Source organism: Amycolatopsis pigmentata (genome assembly GCF_042684065.1).
GTDB lineage: Bacteria > Actinomycetota > Actinomycetes > Mycobacteriales > Pseudonocardiaceae > Amycolatopsis_E > Amycolatopsis_E pigmentata.
In genome coordinates this window covers 62080-81719 of the sequence record NZ_JBHUKR010000007.1, presented here as the reverse complement: position 1 = coordinate 81719, position 19640 = coordinate 62080, and the positions used below count along the sequence as shown (strand labels likewise).

Below are 19640 nucleotides of genomic sequence, written 5' to 3'. Positions count from 1 at the left end.
CGTGGCGGCGACCTCGCACTGAGTCGACTCTTGGCGCTGTGTACGAAAGGGCCTTCACGTAGCGTCACCGTTCAGGATACTTTGCTCTCATGGGTGATACGAGCACGTTGTTCGAGTTGGTCGCCGGGGGGACTCCTAGGCCCGGGCAGGGCGGTACTGGATCGGTCGACCAGGGACTGGACGAGGTAGTCGCTTGGTTCCGCGGTCACGAGGACCTGGAAGCACGTTTCGGCTCGATCTTCCGGCAGTCTCTGGACGAGGTACTGGATGGCCAGCGCACGGGACGTTTCGACATCGCCGGTCTTGCCAAGACGGAGAAGACCTACCTAGGGACCAAGGTCGAGATCGTCACACGTGCGGGGTTCGAGTTGCACTACGGGGCCAAGATGGACTACGAGGTCGCAGGTCACGAGATCGACGCGAAGTTCTCAATCACGGGGACCTGGGCGATTCCGACCGAGGCGATGGGACATCTATGCCTGTTGATGAGCGCCGACGACCACAAGAGTGCCTTCGACGTGGGCGTTATCCGGATCCGACCCGAGGTCCTCAACCGAGGGCGCAACAAGGACGGCAAGACCACCATCACTAAGCAGGCGAGAGGCTCGATCGTATGGCTCGCTCGCAATGCCTCACTCCCCCGCAACCTGCTGTTGTCACTTCCGCAGAGCACGGTTGACCGCATTCGTAGCGCGGGGTCTGGGCAGCAGAGGATCAACGAACTGCTGCGCTGCGTCCAGGGATGTCCGATCGACCGCAACACAGCCGTGACCGTGGCCCAACAGAAGGATGGACTGAAACGCTGTCGCGACGCGCGGCGCCATCTGCGGAAGGAGGGCATCGCAGTCCTGGGACACCAGAACGACAGTCCCAAGATCGCATCCGCGCTGGGGTTGCCGGTGCCTGAGAAGGGCACGTTTCTGTCGATTCGTCTGGTCAAAGTTGCAGACGACACCGACGGTCGACCGGTTGTCGAGATCTCCGGCGACCACTACGCCGTCTCGCGCCCCGGCGAGCCCGTCGAGCCGGTCCCCGACATCCGCTACTGACCCGTCGGCTTGCACAGGCGGCAGGAGGTCTTCCTGTGTCGTCGGCCACTCACAGTGCCTCTTAGGTAAGGCTTGAGGTGGCGAGCGATCGCCTCGGCCAGCATCGGCGGCACTGCATTGCCGATCTGCTTCGCGATCTCGATCTTGGAACCGCACCACAGGAACTCGTCGGGGAAGCTTTGTAGCCGTGCGGCCTCGAGATGTGTGATCGGCCGGTCGACGCTGAGGTCCGGTTCCTTAGGGTGCCACTGAGGGTGTAGGTACTGGCCCTTCTCTGGTTTGTAGAACTCGGTTCGGATCGTTAGCGACGGCATGTCCCAGCGCATCCGGCCCATGACGTCGGTCGTACCGGTCTTCTTCTCCCTCCAGCAACGGGACAGGAGATGATCGGGCAGGTTGAACCGACCGCCGCCAGGCGGGATCTCCCGATACCGGTCGAGCGAAAGTTGTGTCGGATTACGGCCGATGTGCAGGTCAGGGCTCTTAAAGGGGCCTCGTAACGACTCCCCGAAGACGTTGGTCCACGAGTCCGGCAACTCACGCGTCGCAGGCACCCGGGGGAGCCCGTCGAGCACATCCCGGGTGGTATGCCAGTAGGGTTCGTCGCCCATGGCGCCGGGCCGGATGTGGGTGGGGTCGGGTAGCGGGATGGGACCGATCCGCGATCCAATGACAATGGTCCGCTTCCGCCGTTGGGGTACCCCGAAGTCTGCCGCCAGGAGGAATCCTGCGGCCAGCTTGTACTCCTCAAGCAGACCGCCCGGCCGCACTTCGGCCTGTAGGAGCGCAAATTCGCTGGAGGAGAAGAACCGGTCGACGTTCTCGATCACGAAGACCTTGGGGCGGGCGTGCCTGACAAAGCGGATGTACTCCTTCCAGAGCTTGTTGCGCGGATCGTTGACATTGCGGGAGCCGAGGTTGGAGAAGCCCTGGCAAGGTGGACCGCCGATGATCACATCGGCCCTGGGTATCTCATCATCCGAGATCTCGGCGATGTCGGCGTAGCGGGTATGGGACTCGCCGAAATTAGCCGCATAGGTCGCGGCCGCACTCAGGTCGAACTCGACCGCCATCACAGACCTGTAGCCCTTGGCGGCCATGAAACCCGAGGTCATGCCTCCGCAGCCTGCGAACAGGTCGATCATCGTGAACGGTCGTGTTCCCACGCTGAGAACATTAGCTGACCCCACCGACAATTCCGGGTATCGGGACCGGGGAACCGCTACCGGCGTGCCGTGACCAGAGTCGCGACCCGCTTCGCTGCTACCTCGGGATCCTCGTGCTCCCACACCCGGACCGCCAGCCAACCTGCCTCCGCGAGCTGCTGATCGGTGTCGACATCCCGTGCGCGATTCTTCTCGATCTTGCTTCGCCAGAACTCGCTGTTGCGCTTTGGCCAGGTACCATGCTCTGGACATCCGTGCCAAAAGCAGCCGTCCACGAACACTGCGACCTTGGCGGGACCAAAGACCACGTCCGCTTCACGGCGGATCGACGCGATGGGGCGCCGATGAACGCGATAGCGCAGCCCGAGCCGGTGTAGGTGCCGGCGAAGTCCGGTCTCCGCAGCAGTGTTCCGAGCACGCTGCCTGCTCATCCGCACCCGCGTGTCGTCCGTTGTACTGAGCGGTTGCACACCACCATTGTCCTCGTCACCGTCGATCGGGCGAACCCGCCCTGCGTACACGAGGAGAGCTGTGTCGCCACCTTGGAGACTCGTCGCCGTGCTCGGTGGTCCACCGGCTGCCCGGAACGCACCGAGTTGTAGACCGGTGGGTGGCAGCTCGTGCCGGGCATCCGATCGCGGCAGGGGTGGCCTTGTGGCCAGTCAAATGGTTGGTTGCGCGGGGAGAGGCTACCGGTCAGCAGCTTCTGGTACCGCTAACGTTTAGCCCGGTCCAGATGGCGATTCGGAACGGGTGGACAGGATCGCGGTCAGTAACACTGGTCCGGGTAGCGCAAACAGTACCCGCCTGTAACGTGCATTCCTCCGCGACGTCGGCTGAGGTGCTGCGCAGCCAATCCCTCACGATTACCGGCCACGAGTACGGCGTCGTAGGCCTGCGCGGTGACGGCCAAAACGGCCAGCGCGACCAGAGGTCCGGCGAACGCCCCGACCGTGTCCATCATCCGGTGAATGCCGAAGGCACGGCCGTAGAGCTGCGGCGGTGTCGAGAGGGTGATCAACGCGTCACGCGGTGCGGTGCGCAATCCCTTGCCCGTGCGGTCGATGGCGATCACCGCGCCTATCGCACCGACGGCGTTGCCCGCCGCCAGCAACCCGAGTTTCGCCACCGCAGACAACCCGGCGCCCAGGCCGGCGACGAACTTACGCCGGCGCACCAGATCGGCGAGGTAGCCTCCGGCCAGCCGCAGCAGTGCCGTCGCACCGGTGTAGGTGCCATCGATCACGCCGTACGCCGCGGGGCTCAGATGGAGGCCGACGATCAGATATACCGCCAGCACCGCGGTCACCATGTCCGAGGAGATGTCGGTGATCAGACTGACCGCGCCGAGCGCGAACACGTTGCCACCGAGCAGAAACAGTGCCCTTTTGCGTGGTGGCTTCGCGGCGCCGTCTCCGGCATGCGGATGGTCGATCGTGGACAGGTACACGAGTGCCCTACCTCCGTGAGTTCGGCGGAAGCCCGCTCGCGGGCGACGCTGCCCGCGAGCGGGGGATCACTTCCGGTTACGCGAAAATCCGCGGCCGGTCAGTTCCACACGTTGGTGATCGCCGAGGCCGAGTTGAGGTGTGACAAGCCGTAAGCGCTTTCGATGGTGCTCAGCACGCCGTAGTGGTTGATCTGGCTGGAGAAGGAACCCACCTGGGTGTGTGCGCCGACGAACGCGGTGAAGATGTGGTTCGACGAACTGCCGTTGTCCTCGTCGAAGGTGACGATGAGCAGGCTGTTGTGCGTCTTCGCCCACTGCGCGTAGGCGTCCAGGTTGTTCTTCAGCCAGGTGTCACCCGTGCCGACCGAACAGTCGTGCATGTCGTTGCACAGGTTGGGGTCGATGTAGGACACAGTCGGCAGGCTCGCGTAGTTCGCTGAGGAGGGGAAGTCGGTGTACATGAGGTTGCTGGCCGCCGGCACGTTGCTGAACGACGGCGCCGCGTTGTGCTTGCGCGCGTATTTGCCGCTGCTGCAACCGGTGTAGCCATCCGAAGGCATGCTCTCGGAGTAGCTGTTGAAGGTCTTGCCCGCCGCGATCAGTTGTGCCGCGATGTTGTTACCAGTGAAGGTGTGCGGGCAGCTGTCATCGGTGAGTCCTTGGGGCGATCCGGAGAACATCGCCAGGTAGTTCGGCTCACTGGGGTGAGTGACCGCGTAGGACTGGGTGAACTTCGCGCCCTGGGCGGCCAGGCTGTTGAAGTAGGGTGCGCTGGAGCTGCCGTTGATCTGCGAGTAGGCGTGGTTCTCGAACATCACCAGCACGATGTGGTCGAACGCCGGCACGCTCGTCGCCGCCTGCGCGGTGGACGAGGTGACGGCCACGGCCGTCGCCGAACCGACGAGAGCCGCTGCCGTCACGATCGCGGCCGCGATGCGCTTCCGTAACACGAATTCTCCTCCAAGGGTGGATAACTGGCCCTGACCGCACTGCCAGGGCCGGTCAATCCTGAGAACCATCGGCGGCGCCGAACCCAATATGTCGAGGACGTCAGATGTGCGTGAGGTAAACAAACAAAAGTCGAATGCCGCTCTTTGGGACGAGCGTGTGCGTCCGTCGTTCCACAAGAATCATTCAGGTGAATATCGCGATCACACGCGGTGCGCGACGACGAACTCGCTCAGTTCCACCAGCCGCCGTACCAGCGGGCCGATCTCCTGACCGTAGTCCCGCGCCACGCCGGTGGCGGGCTGGACGGTCGTCGTCCAACCCGACGCGCGCAGCGACTCGACGGCGGAAGTGCGGTCGTCGGCGTGAAGCAAGGGCCGGGCGTCCATGTCCGTGTCGCGGGCCACTTCGTCGAATTCGGGGCTGTCAAGCAGGTCCGCGAGGTTCCTCGTGTGCTCGATCGCCCACCAGCTGCCGGGGCCGGACAGGCGGCCGACCGTGGTGAACAGCTCCCGCTGAGCGTCCGGCGGAAGGTAGGGAAGCAGGCCCTCAGCCAGCCAGGCGGTCGGCTCCCGCGGCGCGAAGCCGGTTTCCAGCAACGCCTTGGACCAGTCGTCGCGCAGATCGACGGGTACGACGCGGCGGTCGCAGGAAGGAACGGCCTGGTCGAGCACGGTGTCCTTGAACTCCAGGACGCCAGGATGGTCGATTTCGTAGACGGTGGTGTTCGGCGGCCAACGCAACCGCATGGCCCGCGCGTCCAGACCGGCGGCCAGGATGACCGCCTGCCGGACACCCGCCGCCGTGGCGCGGGCGAAATAGTCGTCGAAGAACCGGGTGCGCACGCCGATGTAGGTCGAGCTGTCCAGCCAGACCGGCTCGTCCGCGAACCGGGTCCGGGCTTCGTGGAGGCTGCTCGGCATCGGCCTCGCCCGGTGAGCGGCGCGGACGAAGGCCGCGGCGAACCGGTCGTCGACGAGGGGGCGTTCCTGGTCGGCGTGCACGGCTCGTGCGGCCGCGACCTGCAACGCCGTGAGGCCGACCCCCTGCCCGATGCCTTCCTGGTCGTGATCTGTCACGAACGACTCCGGCGACGTAGAAGGTGCGTGATCAACCAGTATTCACGTAGCACCAAGGTTCCTCCGTCGCAAGGGTGAAAGTGTGTAAGGGCAAGGAAAACGTGTCGAAACGGCACGGCGGCACGCTTGGTTCCGGCCGGCCACACGGTAAGCCGGTAAATTGAGGTCGGCCGGTCGCCTCATTCCGGGAGGGCTTTTCGTGCATGCCGAAACCGAGGAAGCGATACCCCAGTACCCGTTTCGCAATCCAGGGCCGTTGGAACCGGCCACGGAGTGGGCGCGGCTGCGCAGGGAAGAGCCGCTGGCCCGCGTGCGCATGGCCAGCGGCGACGAGGTGGTGCTCCTGACCCGCTACGAAGACGTCCGGCAGATCCTGTCCGACCCGCGGTTCAGCCGTCAGTTGACCGCCGAAGACGCGGCAACGGTCAGCGACACCGAAGGCGCGGCGTTCCAGCCGACACCGACTCCGCCGACCGGGGAGGGACACCGACGATGGCGCCAGGTCCTCGGCAGGACGTTCTCGACGAAGCGGATGGACGCGATGCGCCCGGCGATCATGGCGATGGCGGACCAGCTGCTCGACGGGATGGTCTCGCGAGGCGCCCCGGGGAATCTCGTCGGTGATTTCGGGCATCCCCTGCCGGTTTGGGTCATTTGCGAACTCATCGGACTCCCGGCCGACGACCGGGAGCGATTCGCGTTCTGGTCCAACACGATGCTCAACCTGACCCGGTACAGCCGCGAAGAGATCGTGGCGGCCCAGAACGAAATCGACGAGTACTTCTATCGGCACATCGCCGCCAAACGCGCGAAGCCCGGTGACGACCTGCTGAGTGAGCTGATCGCGATCGCGGACGCCGGAGACGGGCGGCTTTCGGAAGCCGAACTCGTGTCCACGGGCCAGATTCTGCTGGTCGCCGGGCACGAGACGAGCGCGAACATGATCGGCAAGATGGTGGCGATGCTGCTGGACGACCGACGCCGATGGGAAGCGCTGCTGGCCGACCCCTCCCTGGTTCGTTCCACGGTCGAGGAAGCGTTGCGCCTGGACGTCAACTTCGGGTTCGGGATACCGCGCTATCTCAGCGAACCGGTCGAGGTCGGCGGTACGACGCTGCCCCGTGGGACGACCGTGGTGTGCAACATCAGCGCGGCCAACCGTGACGAAGAGGCGTTCGAAGACGCCGAGCGCATGGAGCTGCGACGCTCTCCGAATTCGCACGTGACCTTCGGTATCGGCCCGCATTCCTGCTTGGGCCAGGCGCTGGCGCGGATCGAACTGCAGTGTGCGCTGGAGGTGCTCCTTCGCCGGTTGCCCTCGCTGGAACTCACCGTGCCGGCCGGCGAACTACGCGTCCGCGACGGGCTCATCGTCGGCGGGCTGGAGGAATTGCCCGTGCGATGGTGAATTCCGGACAATATCGCCCAGGGAATTGTCGCTGAAGTGGGCAGTCGGGTGCGATCGCAACAGGCCGGCCGTGGCCGGGAGTCTGTGAAACGCAGATCCCGAACCACTTCACGAACGGAGGAAGCATGCCCTTGCTTCCGCATTCGGCGGCCCGACGTCGTGTTCGACGGTGGAGTTCGGCGGCCTTGGCGCTGCTCGTCGCCATGACGCCGGCAACGGCCGCGGCCGACTCGGCCAGAGTCACGCTACCCAGCCCGAACCCGTCCACGGTGTCGGGCACCGGCAAACCACTCGACCCGGGACAGGTCCTCACCCTGCGGGTATGGCTGGCTGATCGACCAGGCCTCACGGCCGCCGCGACGGCCGTGTCCGACCCGCATTCCCCCGACTACGCGCACTACCGCTCGCCGGAGCAGTTCCAGCGGGAATTCGGGCCGACCCCGGCCCGGGCGAGCGCGGTCCATGATTGGCTTACCGGCCAAGGCATGACGGTCACCGAGACCACCGCGCACTACCTCGCGATCACCACGACCGCCGACACATTCGACAAGGCCTTCGCCACCCACGTCAGCGAGTTCGACACGCCGTCCCCGCAGGGGGTCTACCGCCAGGTCGGGGTGGAGGGTGACCTGTCGGTGCCGGCCGAACTCGGGCGGGACATCCTCGGTGTCACCGGATTCCGGTACACGCAACTGCCTTCCGCCCCACCGTCCAAGCCCAAGCCCGCCCATGCCGCCGCTCACCGGTCGGCTTCGCGTGACGCTTCCTGTTCGCACTACTGGGGCGAGCACACGGTCTCGATCCCCCCGGCCTACGGGCAGACCACCGCACCCACCCCGATCTGCGGGTACACCCCGCAACAGATCCGGCAGGCCTACGGCCTCGAGTCCAGCCCCTACACCGGCAAGGGCGCCACGGTGGCCATCCTCCTGGACGACCGTAATCCCGAGATGCTCGCGGACGCGAACCACTTCTTCGCCGACCACGGCATGCCCGGCTTCGCGCCCGGTCAGTACACCGAAACGGAGGTGTCGTCGTCGCACTGTTCCGGTGATGCGAACTCCGGCTCCTCGCACGCCAACGGACCGGGCGGCCTCGTCGGTCAGTGGATCGAATCGGCCATCGACGTCGAGGCGGTGCACATGGCGGCGCCGGACGCGAAGGTCGTCTACGTCAAGATGGACTGCCAGGCGGTCTCCGGGCCAGGCTCCGAAATGATCTCCAACGGTCTCGACGCGGCGATCAAGGTCGTCGACGAGCGGCTCGCGGACATCGCGACGGGATCCTGGTCCCAGGGTGAACAACAGTTCTCACCGGCCGAACTCGCTTCCTGGGACTCGGTCCTCGAACAGGGCGCGTTGGAGGGAATCGGTTTCAACTTCTCCTCGGGCGACCACGGCGACACCGAGTCCGGCGACCCGGTCTACGTGGCCTTTCCCGCCGACGATCCCTGGGCCACCGATGTCGGAGGCACCAGTCTTGCCCTTGGCTCCGACGGTTCCGTGGTCGGTGAGACCGTCTGGGGCCGCCACTCCACCCGGTTGAACGCCGACGGGACCGGGTACCAGACGGCGCCGCCGGGAGATTTCGCCGGGGGTTCCGGTGGCGGGGTCAGCCCGCACTATCCCCAGCCGAGCTATCAGCGATCGGCCGTGCCTGCCGCTTTGAGCACGCTCAACGGCACCCGTCCGGCCGCTCGCGTGGGGCCGGACATCTCGCTGGACGCGGGCATCAGCGCGCTGATCGGCTATACCGGGTCGATCACCGAGGGCAAATACGACGAGGACGCGCAGGGCGGCGGCACCAGCCTGTCGTCCCCGTTGATGGCGGGGATAGAAGCCGATGTCGTGCAGGCGGTCAAGCATCCGTTGGGATTCTTCAACCCACTGCTGTACAGCATGCGCGAGAGTGGTGCGATCCGTGACATCCTGCCCGTCGATCCGGCGCACCCGCCGGTCGAATTCGGAATCGAGTCGCACTTCGCGAGCGACCCCGAACTCTTCACCGAGGGCGAGGACGGTGTGTTGCAGGTGACGCCCGGATATGACGACGCCACGGGACTGGGCGTTCCGTCGGCGACCTTCGTCACCCGGTTCTCCCGTCCATAGTGGACGGAAAGGTCACCGTGGTCTGGGCGGGCATTCCCGGGCCAGACCACGGTGCCCCTGCTCGACAGTCGGCCGGACGGGGAAGCACACCGTACTGTCGAGAGAATCGATGCTCGGCGGAATTCCCTAGCGCAGGCCGGGCAAGCCAACCGTCGGGTGCACGTCGGGGGCGATCACCAGTCCCGGCGCGACCATCGGTGCGACCACCGGCTTGAGTTCGGGCATCACCAGCGGGGCGACGGTGGGCTTGACCGCGGGCGCGACGAACGGGGCCACCGCGGGGGCGACCTGCGGAGCGGCCGCGACCACGCCCTGCGGCGCCGCGGCGAGGGTCCGCTGGTGGCCCTGTGTGGCGGCGAAAGCGGGAGCCGCGCCGGCGAACAGGAACGCGAGCCCGAGGATCCCGGCGGTCGCAACCTTCGTCTTCGACATTCGTTGCCTCCAAATGTGAATGGTTTTTCGAGGAGTACTTGCTCGGTGGAACGAGGCGGAATGTTAGCGGCACGTCAACTAGTCCAAAAAGGTCTGAAGACCATGATCATCCTGCTGTGCGACTAAAGTGACTCGACACCACCCGATAGGGTGGAAAAGGCCTCGACGCACCGTTACATCTGTCCTCTTTGATCACTCGATCCGGTGATCCGGAGTGGTGTCGACGGTCCAACCGTCGGGGTGGCGACCGAAGTCCGCCTCGTCCGGGCGGCCCGCCGCGGTGATCCAGGCGGGCCCCGCATTTCCGTGCTCCATTTCCGATTCGGTGTATGCTCGGCGGCACTCGATGTCCGGACCATTCATCCGGCGAAATCGAGGTGGGGTTTCCGCGGTCGGGTAAGTGAGGTCGGGGCACGATGCTCAATGAACATGATTTCGTCGTACAGTTACGTCACGAGGTGATCAGTGACATTCAGCTGCGCGTCGTCGATCAATCGATCACCAGACGTACCGTGCTGACCTCACCGATCACCCGGGTGGTCCATTCACATTCCCCGTTCTCCCGCATGCGCGCCCACTGGGACAAGCCGCGGCTGGAGTTCGCCGGTCAGAAGCTGCGGCTGGCCACGACGGTCCGGGGCGGTGTCCGCCCGCCGTGGAAACGCGTCAACCTCACCGCGGACGGCACGGTCCACCTCGACGGGATGCCAGGAGTGCGCTCCACCCGCCGCAATCTTCCGCTCGTGACCCTGGCCCGGCCCAAGCGGTCCGATCTCGTCATGGACGAACTCGAAGTCAGTTACCAAGGGACGGACAAACCGGCGTCACGGCTGGACACCATGTTCGCCCGCCGGGCCTACCGCCGCCGGCTTTTCTCCCGGGTCATGCGGTCGTTGGCCGGCATGCCGCTCAACTGTCTTCCCGAATCACTTCCGGTCTGCCTCAAACCGAAGGACCGGGCCGTTGGTGGCCTGGTGCTGTCCGACGCCAGGGTGGTCCGCGATTCGGCGCGGAAACTGCTCACCCTCGCGATGTCGACGACGTGCGGCGCCTCGTCGATTTTCTATCCGGTGAACTTTCTGCTCGACGCGACCGCGAACGTGGCGGTCGGTCTCACTCCCGCGGGCGTCAATCGCGTTCTGGCCTGGCTGTGTGAGCGTGGGCTCGCCACGGGCACGGCAGAGTCGCCGCAGGGCCCCCTCCCGTGGCGGTGGCGAGAGGTGACCGTCGCGTTGCTCGACGATCAGCGCATCCACCTCACCGGCAGTCTGGAGCATCCCGGTGGACTCACCATTGTGGACAGTCCTGTTCGGATGGGAATGGCACAGTCGAAACTTCTCGTCCGGCCCGAGCTTTCGAGCGCGGACAACGCCGGGGAAGAACTGATCACCGAGGCCGTCACCGCGCTGATCCGCCGCATTTTCTGCGATGTCCCGGCCGACGGTGAGCCGCGCCACCGGTTCGTCATCCCCGCCACCGATATCACGGTCGACGCGCCGATGACCGGTCTCTTCTTCTACGACGGCTACCTGGTCGCGCACTACCAGGTGCCGCTCGCGCGTCATGACACCATGCTGACCATCGCGGACCCGAAACCCGCCCCGACGATCGAGATCGAGCCGACCGGGCCCTCGGACGTGCCCGGTGTGCCGGTCACCGTCCGGCTCACCGCTCATCTTCGCTCCTACGGCGCCGGGCCGTACGACTACGCCTGGTGGATCGGTGACCCCCCACGTCTGCGGCGTAACCACGGCGCCACCGCCACCGTCCGCAAGGTCGCTCTGACCGAAGCGGTGTCCGTTCCCGCCGTCCTGGATTCACCCAAGCCGATCGCCGTCACCCTCAAAGTGATCGACCTTCTCGGCCAGGTCGGTGAGACGACGACCGAACTCACTTATCCGGCGATGCTGGCGGCTCTCCCGAAGACACCGGATTCTCCCGACGCCGGGCACTCCGCCGTGCCCGTGCAGCACAGTGCGGTCGCGCCGATGCTGAAGCTGCCGATCACCACCGCCGCTGTCGCCGTCGCCGGTCTCCTGGCAGCGGGAGGCGTCATCGGGACCGCGATCACCAAGTACGCCTCCGTCCCCGCCAGCAGGGCCGACACGGTCACCGTACCCGGGCCGACCGGAGACCATGGCACACCGGGAAGCCCGGGAGCCTCCGGGCGGCCGGGCGATGCAGGGGCGACCGGGTCGGCGGGGTCCGTCGGTCCGCAAGGATCCGTGGGGCCCACCGGACCCACCGGACCGCCGGGGCCGCCCGGCCCGCCCGGGACCTGCCCGCCGGGGCCGCCCGGTCCGCCCGGGCCGGCGGGACCTCAGGGACCGACGGGGCCACAAGGGCCGACAGGTCAGCGGGGGCCGACCGGTCCCACCGGTCCCGTGGGACCGCCGGGTGGTGGATCCGGCCAGAGCACCTGACCCGAGCGACATCACCATGACCATTCGGCTGTCACTGACGATGATCGTCCGAGACGAGGAACGCACCCTCGGGCGAGTTTTGGCGCAGGCGGCCGGTTTCTGCGACGAGATGGTCGTCGTGGACACCGGCTCGACCGACGACACCCCGCGCATCGCCAAACTGGCCGGCGCGCAGGTCCTGGACTTCGCCTGGCGAGACGATTTCGCCGCCGCCCGCAATCACGGTCTCGAGGCGTGCCGTGGTGACTGGATCATCTGGCTCGACGCCGATGACGTGATAACCCCCGCGGCCCAGGCGGCCTTCGCCGCGGCCAAGGACGCCGTCCTCGGCGAGGATCTCGACTCGATCACCGCGCCCTACCACTACTCGGTCGATCCGGACACCGGCCGATGCACCTACACCTTCCCGCGTGAACGCCTGGCCCGCAGGGTGCCGGGATTGCGCTGGACCGGCGCCGTCCATGAAGTCCTGACGATCCCCGGAGACCGGACCCTTCACCGTGAGGACCTGGTGGTCGAGCACCATCCGGATCCGGTGGACAGGGCCGCCAAGACCGAGCGCAATCTGCGCGTCATCGAGCAGGAGTGGCGGAACGGGGACCGCTCGAGCCGCACCCGCTATTACTACGCCTGCGAACTGCGCGATGCCGGAGAGGACGCGGCCGCCCTCGAAAAGTATGCCGAGTACCTCGAAGATCCCGGCAGTGACTGGGAGAAATACGCCGCGCTGCTCAGCATGAGCGCCTGCTGCCGACGCCTCGGCCGCACCGGCGCACAGGCCGACCACCTGCACGCGGCCATCCGTCTGGCCCCGTCCAGAGCGGAAGCCTTTGTCGCACTGGGAAAGTTCCACTTCGACCGGGAGGAGTGGGCCGACGCGATACCGTTCTTCGCCGCCGCGGCGGCACTGCACCAACCCCTCACCGGTTTCGTGTCGGTCCCCGACTACACCTGGCGTGCCTGGGACTACCTCAGCGTCTGCCTGGCGCACCTCGGCCGCCACGAGGAAAGCGTCGCCGCCGCCCTGCATTCGGCCAAACTCGGCAACCCGGACCGCTCACGCCTGCGGTCCAACGTCCACTGGTCGCTCGACCAATGGTTCTGAGTGAATATCACTTCCACGTCGGCGATATCGCCACGAAACCGGCACCCAGCAACAGCGCGAGAAGGCCCACCCACGGTTCCGGCTTTCGCCAGGGTCTGTTCTTCCTTACGCCGGCGGCAATCGGGGGATGAGGTGCGATATCCCTCGGTATGTCCAGTAGCCGGGTCACACGGTTTCCTTTCTGCGCCGTAAAACGGGCGGCGCCCGCACACCCTAACGACGGTTGGGGAGTCGGCCTGCTGAGGGCTGATCCGCTCACAGCAGAGAAACCGGCGAACGGCACCGGGAACGCCGCATGGTCGGAGCATGACGAACGACGAGAAGCCGCCACTGTTCGACCGCGAGCTCCGGCAACGGTTCTTCAGCCAGCGGGTACTGGTTCTCGACGGCCCGCTCGACGACGACAACGGGACGGTGCTTGCCACCCAGTTGCTCTCTCTGGCGAGCGAGGATCCTCAGCGGGACATCGCGTTGTGGATCCACTCGCCGGGTGGTTCGGTCCCGGCGATGCTGGCCATCCGGGACGTGATGCGGCTCGTGCCCTGCGACGTCGCCACGCTCGCGCTGGGACTGGCGTGCAGCGCGGGGCAGTTCCTGCTTTCCGCGGGTACGCCGGGTAAGCGCTTCGCGCTGCCCCACGCTCGCATCCTCATGCACCAAGGGTCGGCGGGAATCGGCGGATCGGCGGTCGAGGTGGAGGTGCAGGCGGACGACCTGCGGCACACCCGGGACACCGTGCTCGGCCTCATCGCGGAGGACACCGGCCAGCCGATCGAGAAGATCTTCGCCGATTCACTGCACGACCGGTGGTTCACCACCGAACAAGCGCGCGAGTACGGCTTCATCGACCACGTCGTCGACGATCTGAGCCAGGTCGTGCCGGTGCGCACACACCAACTGGGACTTCGCTCGACGGCGGGAGCACGCGCATGAGCACCTACACCATCCCCAACGTCATCACCCGTGACGCGCGCGGCGAGCGGATCATGGATGTCTACTCACACCTGTTGTCGTCGCGGATCGTCTACCTCGGCACGGCGATCGACTCCGGCGTGGCGAACGCGTTGATCGCCCAGTTGCTGCATCTGGAGGCGGACGACCCGGAGCAGGAGATCAGCCTCTACATCAATTCCGAAGGCGGCGACCCCTCCGCGATGCTCGCGTTGTACGACACGATGCGCTTCATCAAGGCGCCGGTGGCCACCACCTGTGTCGGTCAGGCGGTCGCGGCCGGTGCGGTGCTGCTGGCCGCGGGTGAGGCCGGCCGTCGCTCCGTGCTGCCCCACAGCCGGGTGGTGCTGCATCAGCCCGCGGCGCAGGGCCGCGGCACCATTCCCGACCTCATCCTCCAAGCCGACGAGGTCGTGCGCGTGCGGACCCAGTTGGAGGAGATCCTGTCGGCGCACAGCGGTCGCGACATCGCGGAACTCCGGCACGACACCGACCGGGACCGCGTGTTCGACGCCGGGGGCGCCGTCCGCTACGGGCTCGCGGACCGCATCCTCGACCACCGGATCTGAAACTACGCGGCCATGAGCACCGGTCCCCGGGGGCGACGCGTGACCAAGGGATACGCGCCGTGCCTCCGCCGGACGTCGCCCGCGATTCCGGTGAGCAGTTCGGCCAGGTCGACACCGAGCGCGCCGGTGACGGCGGCGATCATCTCGCTGGAAGGTTCCTTGCGGCCGCGTTCGATCTCGGACAGGTACTGCGGCGAGATACCGGCCCGTTCCGCGATGTCGACGAGGCGGCCGCCCTGTTTCTCCCTGGTGGCGCGAAGACTCCGCCCCAGCACCTCACGCCACAACGGCTCCGGCTCACGATCCGGTCGCTGGTGGAAAGGGAGAATGTCCGCCATACCGTCATCGTGGCACCCCTCCGCCGCCTGCCGACAGCGGTTCCGCTCACGGCGGAACGTCACGGGTGCTGGGTCACCGGTTCCAGTGCCTTGATCCGGTCGACGTTGGCGGCGTCGGAAGGGCCGTTCCACGCGGTGTTCAGCAGCCCGTACCAGTCGAGCGCGCCGTGCTGACGCGGTTTGCCGCTGCCGTGGTCCAGCGAGTCCGACTGGGTTCCGTTGAGCTGCCAGTACGCCCAGTCGAAGTCCCCCTCGGACAGATAGCGCTGGATGCCGTTGGAGAAGTTCGCGTCGTCCTGGGTGCACTGGCTCACCCAGGTCAGGCACGTGCCGAACTCGCTGACCCATACCGGTGCGGTGTAAGGCTTTCCCTGTGCGATGAGGTAGCCCCACTGCCTGCCGAGCTGGTCCTTCATGGCGCTGTATCCGTCCTTGACGTCGACGAACCAGCGATAGCTGTGCGCCGCGTACACGGTCCGGCCGCCGACCGACAACCGGATGGGGCGCCCGCCGACGCCGGTGAGGTCGCTCTGGTAGTTCACGCCGCCCACGATGACCAGGAGATCCTGGTCGACGGAGAGCACGGCGTTCCCGGCCCGCTCGGCCGCCGCCGCCCAGTCCGTCGCGGGATCGCCGCCGCCCCAGACCGGCGTCAGGGTTCCGTTGGACCGGACCTCGTTACGGAGTTCGACACCGACCACCTGGGGCCGATTCCGGTACCGGCTCACGATGCCTTTCCAGTCGTTGATCCAGTTCGACTCCGGATACTGGTCGGTGTACCACAGTGCGTTCCCGTCACTGCCCGAGCAGCACCAGTCGGCTCGACTCACGTGGTTGTCGAGGATGACCATGAGGCCTTCGGCACCCAGCGCGTCCACGACCGCGTCGAAGACGTCCAGCGCGCGCTTGCCTTTCAAATCCGGATTCGCCGTGAGATAGGCGTCCTGGACGACCGGGTTGTGTTCGTACATCTCGTTGGACCACGGCAACCGCACGGAGTTGAACCCGTTGACCTTGATCCAGTGCGCGATGTCGCCGAGCCGGGCCTTGTCCAGACCGGCGACGACGTACTCCGGCGATTCCGCGCCGTCCCAGTTGACGCCGGCCAGCTTCACGCGGTGGTTGCCGGCGTCGAGGATCCAGCGCCCGCTGGTATGCAACGGATGTGTCGCGGGTGCCGCTTGCGCGGGCGCGGTCCCGGCACAGAAACCGAGTACCGAGACAACGCTCAGTGCCACGGCCAGCAATCGGCGATTCATGGGTGCTCTCCTTGGTTTCGCTTAGTCGTTTGACGCGCGGGCAGGGGCCGCAGTGCCGCGCCCAGCAGACGTTCCGCCGGGAAATACCCGAAGTGACGGGAGTCGACGCTGGCGTCCGGGTTGTCGCCGAGCAGCACGAGCTTGCCGGGCGGTACTCGCCGGCCGGCAAGCTCGCCGAGGAACGCCGGCACCGGATCGCCGGGCACCGCGGCCACTCGTTTGATGATCCACCGACGGTCGCCTGCCCCCGTCCCGCAACGCAGCGGGGGCCGGTGCCAGTGCCCGTCCGGCTCGGGGCCTTCCAGCACGACGACCTGGTTCGGCGCGGTGGTCCGGCTTCGCCGCACCAGAACCCGGTCTCCGTCGCGATAGGTCGGCTCCATGCTTCCGCCCTGCACGTTCACCGCGAGCAGCGTCCGCCGCAGGACGGCGAGTGCGAGCGCGGGAAGAAGGAGCGCGCATGCCATGAGGCTCATCCCTCACCCCGCCAGTGCCTGGTAACCCGACGCCTGCAGGGTGAACAGGCGGGCGTACTCGTTGCCGGCGGTCACCAGCGCGTCGTGGACGCCCTGTTCGACGATCCGGCCGTCGCTCAGCACGACGATCAGGTCGGCTTCGCGCACCGCGCCGAGGCGGTGAGAGATCAGCAGGCTGGTCCGGTCCGCTCGGTGCCGCCGCAGCGCGGTGTGCACCTCATGCTCGGCCTCGGCGTCCAGGCCCGCGGACGGTTCGTCGAGGATGACCAGGTCACGCCGGTCCCGGAGCAGCGCCCTGGCCAGCGCCAGCCGCTGCCATTGCCCTCCCGACAGGGTCATCCCGGTCTCGGGATCGTCCTTGTCCGCCTCCATGAAGAAGATCCGGGACAACAGCGTGTCGTAACCGTGTGGCAGCGCCGAAAGCGCCCGGTGGATGCCCGCCCGGGTCGCCGCGGCCTCGATCCGGGGCCGGTCGTCCAGCGCCTCGGTGTCCCCGAGCCCGATGTTCTCCGTGGCCGTGAGGTCGTAGCGCATGTAGTCCTGGAAGACCGCGCCCATCCTGGCGCGCAGTCCGGCGGGGTCCAGTTCCCGCAGGTCGATTCCGTCCCAGCGCACCGATCCCCGGACCGGGTCGTGAAACCGGCACAGCAGTTTGATCAGCGTGGACTTGCCCGCGCCGTTGAGACCCACCAGCGCCACGGCCTTGCCGTGGGGAATGAACAGGTTGACGCCCCTGAGCACCCACGGTTGGTTCTCCGCGTACCGGAACCAGACGTCCCGCAGTTCGATGCCGTGCCGCAAAGGGGGCACCGGCCGCCCGCCCGCCGGCAGGTCCGGCTCGACCCCGGCCACGGCCGCGAAGTGGTCGAACATCAGGAGTGCCTGATGGGTGGTGCCGATGGTGGCGGCGAAAGTGGCCAGCGCGCCCTGCACGCCGACCACCGCGGCAATGAACAACGTGACGTCGCCGATCGACAGCGTCCCGGTGCGCGCCGCCTCCACCGCCCACAGCAACCCGCCACTGGCCACCATCGCGGCGAGCAGACCGAGCCCGCCCTGGACCCGCACCTCCCACCGGTCCAGGCTTCGCCTGGCCGCGTTCGCGGTACGGCGCTCGGCCAGCATTCTGGCCCGGAGGAACGCGCCGATGCCGAACAGCCGCACTTCCTTCGCGGCCTGCACGCTGGTGAGCAGGTCGCAGTAGAACAGTTCGCGCCGTTCGGTCGGCCCCAACCGCCACGTCATGCCGGCCCTCCGGCCGGAGAGCGCGAGTTCGGCCCACAACGACGGGACGCCCGCCGCCAGCACCAGCACCGCCAGCAAGTGGTTCCGGAGGAACAACGAGCCGAGGAAACCGACGACGGTGATCAATGACTGGCCCAGGCTCAGCATGCCGTCGAGCGACTGGGCGATGGTCGTCCGCCCTGCCTGCTGGCCCAGCCGCAGCCGGTCCAGAAACGCCGGGTTTTCGAACGGGCCCAGCCCGGTCAGGCGGTCCACCGCGGTGAAGACCCGCTCCTGGGCGAGCAGGCCGATCCCGCGTTCGAGTTGCGCCCGCACATAGCGGGTGAGCACCGGAACCACGGTGATGCCGATTCCGGTGCCTGCCAGGAAACCGGCGATCCAGACGAGCTCACCGGCGGAGCTGTGCCCGGTGATGCCTTCCAGTACCTGTTTCATCAGCCACGCGGTGACCACCGGCATGCCGCCCGCGGCCAGCGTGAGCAGCACGTACAGCGCCAGCGGACCGGGTGCGGCCGCGATCGCCAGCGCGACCGTGCCCGTGATCCTCGCGATGCTCATGCCGCGGCGACCGCCGGCCGGTTCAGTCGCACTCGGTTGGACGTCAGCCTGAGCTGTCCGTCGTCGTGTGAGACAGCGAGGATGGTCGGGTATCCGTTGACCTGGAAAGCGGCGCCGAGGGGACCGTCGGGTCCTTCGACGACCACGCGCGCCACCGGAGCCAGGGCCGCGACGGCGGGTGCCGCCTCCTCGGGCGTGGCGGCGACGACGGCCAGCACCCGGTCGCGGGGCATGGTCGCGGCGAACTCGACGAACTTCGGCATCTTCTCCTTGCACGGTCCGCAGTCCGGCGAGAAGAACGCGACCACGCTGGTGCCTGCCAGCGTCCGGTCGTCCAGCCGCTCACCGTCCACAGTGGAGGTTTGGAAGGCGCCGACCGGATCGCCGACGGCGAGGTCGGTGGTACTGACCACCCCGGCGCCGCCGGACAGCAGTTCGGTGTGCTGCCGGAGTCGCTTCACCACGCCCAGCGTGAGGAGCAGATCCAGGCCGCAGAGCAGCCCGATCAGGATTACCGCCGCGACGAGCACGGTCATCGGTGCATCTCCTTGTGATTCGAAGACAGGTTGACGGGTTGAAACAGTTCGACGAGGTCGTCGAGCGTGGCCACCAGCACGCCGGGCACCGCGCCGCCCCCGGCCGCGACCACCAGTCCGGCCGGGCCCAGGGAATCCGTGGCCATCAGGGTGAACACGACACCAAGGCCGGCCAGGCCCAGCAGCACGACGTTCCGCACGACGTGGCGGCCCTCCAGGGGCGCCGACGACGTGCCGAAACACCGGCAGGGTGCCGCGGCACCACGTGCCAGGGCGAGCACGATCGCCACGGTGAACGCGGCGAGCATGACCGCGGCGAGCGCGAACCCGGCGACAGCCAACGGTGTGATCAGCAGCAGCCACACCGCGGTCTCGGCGGCCATCACGACGCCGGCGACCGCGGGTACGACGCCCGGCGGCAGCAATCGCATGGCACGTATCGAATCCGTGAAAGCACGCGGGTTTGCCGCCTTGCTCCACGACGAGACCAGAAAGACCACCACGAACAGGCCGCGTAGTCCCATTGCTCCGTACTGCACC

19 protein-coding genes and 1 pseudogene are annotated in these 19640 nt (G+C 67.1%); 7 read left to right on the top strand and 13 right to left on the bottom strand.

What is annotated here, in order from left to right; genetic code table 11:
- The first annotated feature begins 89 nt into the window (after nucleotides 1-89).
- Entirely contained in the window at nucleotides 90-1049 is a 960-nt protein-coding gene (locus tag ACFSXZ_RS13315) for a NaeI family type II restriction endonuclease (RefSeq protein WP_378264943.1), read from the top strand.
- On the opposite strand, the gene ACFSXZ_RS13310 is transcribed toward ACFSXZ_RS13315, so the two are convergent.
- The 5 genes and pseudogenes from ACFSXZ_RS13310 to ACFSXZ_RS13290 all read right to left on the bottom strand — a co-directional run bounded on the left by ACFSXZ_RS13310 (nucleotide 1043) and on the right by ACFSXZ_RS13290 (nucleotide 5692).
- Nucleotides 1043-2215, bottom strand: coding sequence for a DNA cytosine methyltransferase (locus ACFSXZ_RS13310; protein WP_378264941.1), 1173 nt, complete (start codon nucleotides 2213-2215; stop codon nucleotides 1043-1045). The two genes, ACFSXZ_RS13315 and ACFSXZ_RS13310, sit on opposite strands and share 7 nt — an antisense overlap.
- A 56-nt stretch (nucleotides 2216-2271) precedes the next feature.
- Nucleotides 2272-2646 (bottom strand): very short patch repair endonuclease, encoded by a 375-nt coding sequence (locus ACFSXZ_RS13305; RefSeq protein ID WP_378266442.1) that lies wholly within the window; start codon nucleotides 2644-2646, stop codon nucleotides 2272-2274.
- A 449-nt stretch (nucleotides 2647-3095) separates the two neighbouring features.
- A pseudogene (locus tag ACFSXZ_RS13300) lies at nucleotides 3096-3665 on the bottom strand (MFS transporter); the annotation flags it as partial.
- 98 nt (nucleotides 3666-3763) lie between these two features.
- Nucleotides 3764-4615, bottom strand: a complete 852-nt coding sequence (locus ACFSXZ_RS13295; protein WP_378264940.1) for an alkaline phosphatase family protein — start codon at nucleotides 4613-4615, stop codon at nucleotides 3764-3766.
- 201 nt (nucleotides 4616-4816) lie between these two features.
- Nucleotides 4817-5692, bottom strand: a complete 876-nt coding sequence (locus ACFSXZ_RS13290) for an SAM-dependent methyltransferase (protein ID WP_378264938.1) — start codon at nucleotides 5690-5692, stop codon at nucleotides 4817-4819.
- 199 nt (nucleotides 5693-5891) lie between these two features.
- Here ACFSXZ_RS13290 and ACFSXZ_RS13285 point away from each other — a divergent pair, with 199 nt between their 5' ends.
- Nucleotides 5892-7100 carry a cytochrome P450 gene (locus ACFSXZ_RS13285; protein ID WP_378264936.1) on the top strand — a complete coding sequence of 403 codons (1209 nt, stop codon included), beginning with the start codon at nucleotides 5892-5894 and terminating at the stop codon, nucleotides 7098-7100.
- A 125-nt stretch (nucleotides 7101-7225) separates the two neighbouring features.
- Nucleotides 7226-9208: a S53 family peptidase gene (locus ACFSXZ_RS13280; protein WP_378264934.1), complete on the top strand. Its 1983-nt coding sequence runs from the start codon at nucleotides 7226-7228 to the stop codon at nucleotides 9206-9208.
- Nucleotides 9209-9334: 126 nt separating this feature from the next.
- Here the strand turns inward: ACFSXZ_RS13280 and ACFSXZ_RS13275 are convergent, their stop codons facing one another.
- Together ACFSXZ_RS13275 and ACFSXZ_RS13270 are read right to left on the bottom strand one after the other, a co-directional pair.
- Nucleotides 9335-9640 (bottom strand): hypothetical protein, encoded by a 306-nt coding sequence (locus tag ACFSXZ_RS13275; protein WP_378264932.1) that lies wholly within the window; start codon nucleotides 9638-9640, stop codon nucleotides 9335-9337.
- A gap of 192 nt (nucleotides 9641-9832) precedes the next feature.
- A complete protein-coding gene (locus ACFSXZ_RS13270; RefSeq protein WP_378264930.1) occupies nucleotides 9833-9955 on the bottom strand; it encodes a hypothetical protein in 123 nt (40 codons plus the stop codon).
- Between the two features lie 101 nt (nucleotides 9956-10056).
- Between ACFSXZ_RS13270 and ACFSXZ_RS13265 the strand changes: the two genes are divergently transcribed.
- From ACFSXZ_RS13265 to ACFSXZ_RS13250, 4 genes are all read left to right on the top strand, one after another.
- A complete protein-coding gene (locus ACFSXZ_RS13265; RefSeq protein WP_378264928.1) occupies nucleotides 10057-12063 on the top strand; it encodes a hypothetical protein in 2007 nt (668 codons plus the stop codon).
- A gap of 16 nt (nucleotides 12064-12079) precedes the next feature.
- Nucleotides 12080-13168, top strand: a complete 1089-nt coding sequence (locus ACFSXZ_RS13260) for a glycosyltransferase (RefSeq protein WP_378264926.1) — start codon at nucleotides 12080-12082, stop codon at nucleotides 13166-13168.
- Between the two features lie 306 nt (nucleotides 13169-13474).
- A complete protein-coding gene (locus ACFSXZ_RS13255; RefSeq protein ID WP_378264924.1) occupies nucleotides 13475-14101 on the top strand; it encodes a ClpP family protease in 627 nt (208 codons plus the stop codon).
- Nucleotides 14098-14688 carry a ClpP family protease gene (locus ACFSXZ_RS13250; protein ID WP_378264922.1) on the top strand — a complete coding sequence of 197 codons (591 nt, stop codon included), beginning with the start codon at nucleotides 14098-14100 and terminating at the stop codon, nucleotides 14686-14688. The genes ACFSXZ_RS13255 and ACFSXZ_RS13250 overlap by 4 nt, the downstream gene beginning before the upstream one ends.
- A 2-nt stretch (nucleotides 14689-14690) precedes the next feature.
- Here ACFSXZ_RS13250 and ACFSXZ_RS13245 read toward each other — a convergent pair whose 3' ends face one another.
- Genes ACFSXZ_RS13245 through ACFSXZ_RS13220 form a run of 6 tightly spaced genes read right to left on the bottom strand, consistent with a single transcriptional unit; the run spans nucleotide 14691 to nucleotide 19639 of the window.
- On the bottom strand, nucleotides 14691-15026 hold the full coding sequence (locus tag ACFSXZ_RS13245) for a helix-turn-helix domain-containing protein (RefSeq protein ID WP_378264920.1): 336 nt from the start codon (nucleotides 15024-15026) through the stop codon (nucleotides 14691-14693).
- A gap of 59 nt (nucleotides 15027-15085) precedes the next feature.
- Nucleotides 15086-16285: a glycoside hydrolase family 5 protein gene (locus ACFSXZ_RS13240; RefSeq protein ID WP_378264918.1), complete on the bottom strand. Its 1200-nt coding sequence runs from the start codon at nucleotides 16283-16285 to the stop codon at nucleotides 15086-15088.
- Nucleotides 16282-16752 carry a S26 family signal peptidase gene (locus ACFSXZ_RS13235; RefSeq protein ID WP_378264916.1) on the bottom strand — a complete coding sequence of 157 codons (471 nt, stop codon included), beginning with the start codon at nucleotides 16750-16752 and terminating at the stop codon, nucleotides 16282-16284. Before ACFSXZ_RS13235 ends, ACFSXZ_RS13240 begins: the two co-directional genes overlap by 4 nt.
- Nucleotides 16753-16764: 12 nt before the next feature.
- On the bottom strand, nucleotides 16765-18564 hold the full coding sequence (locus ACFSXZ_RS13230) for an ABC transporter ATP-binding protein (protein ID WP_378264914.1): 1800 nt from the start codon (nucleotides 18562-18564) through the stop codon (nucleotides 16765-16767).
- Nucleotides 18561-19100: a TlpA family protein disulfide reductase gene (locus ACFSXZ_RS13225; protein ID WP_378264912.1), complete on the bottom strand. Its 540-nt coding sequence runs from the start codon at nucleotides 19098-19100 to the stop codon at nucleotides 18561-18563. The genes ACFSXZ_RS13230 and ACFSXZ_RS13225 overlap by 4 nt, the downstream gene beginning before the upstream one ends.
- Nucleotides 19097-19639, bottom strand: coding sequence for a MauE/DoxX family redox-associated membrane protein (locus ACFSXZ_RS13220; protein ID WP_378264910.1), 543 nt, complete (start codon nucleotides 19637-19639; stop codon nucleotides 19097-19099). Before ACFSXZ_RS13220 ends, ACFSXZ_RS13225 begins: the two co-directional genes overlap by 4 nt.
- Between the last annotated feature and the right edge of the window lies 1 nt (nucleotide 19640).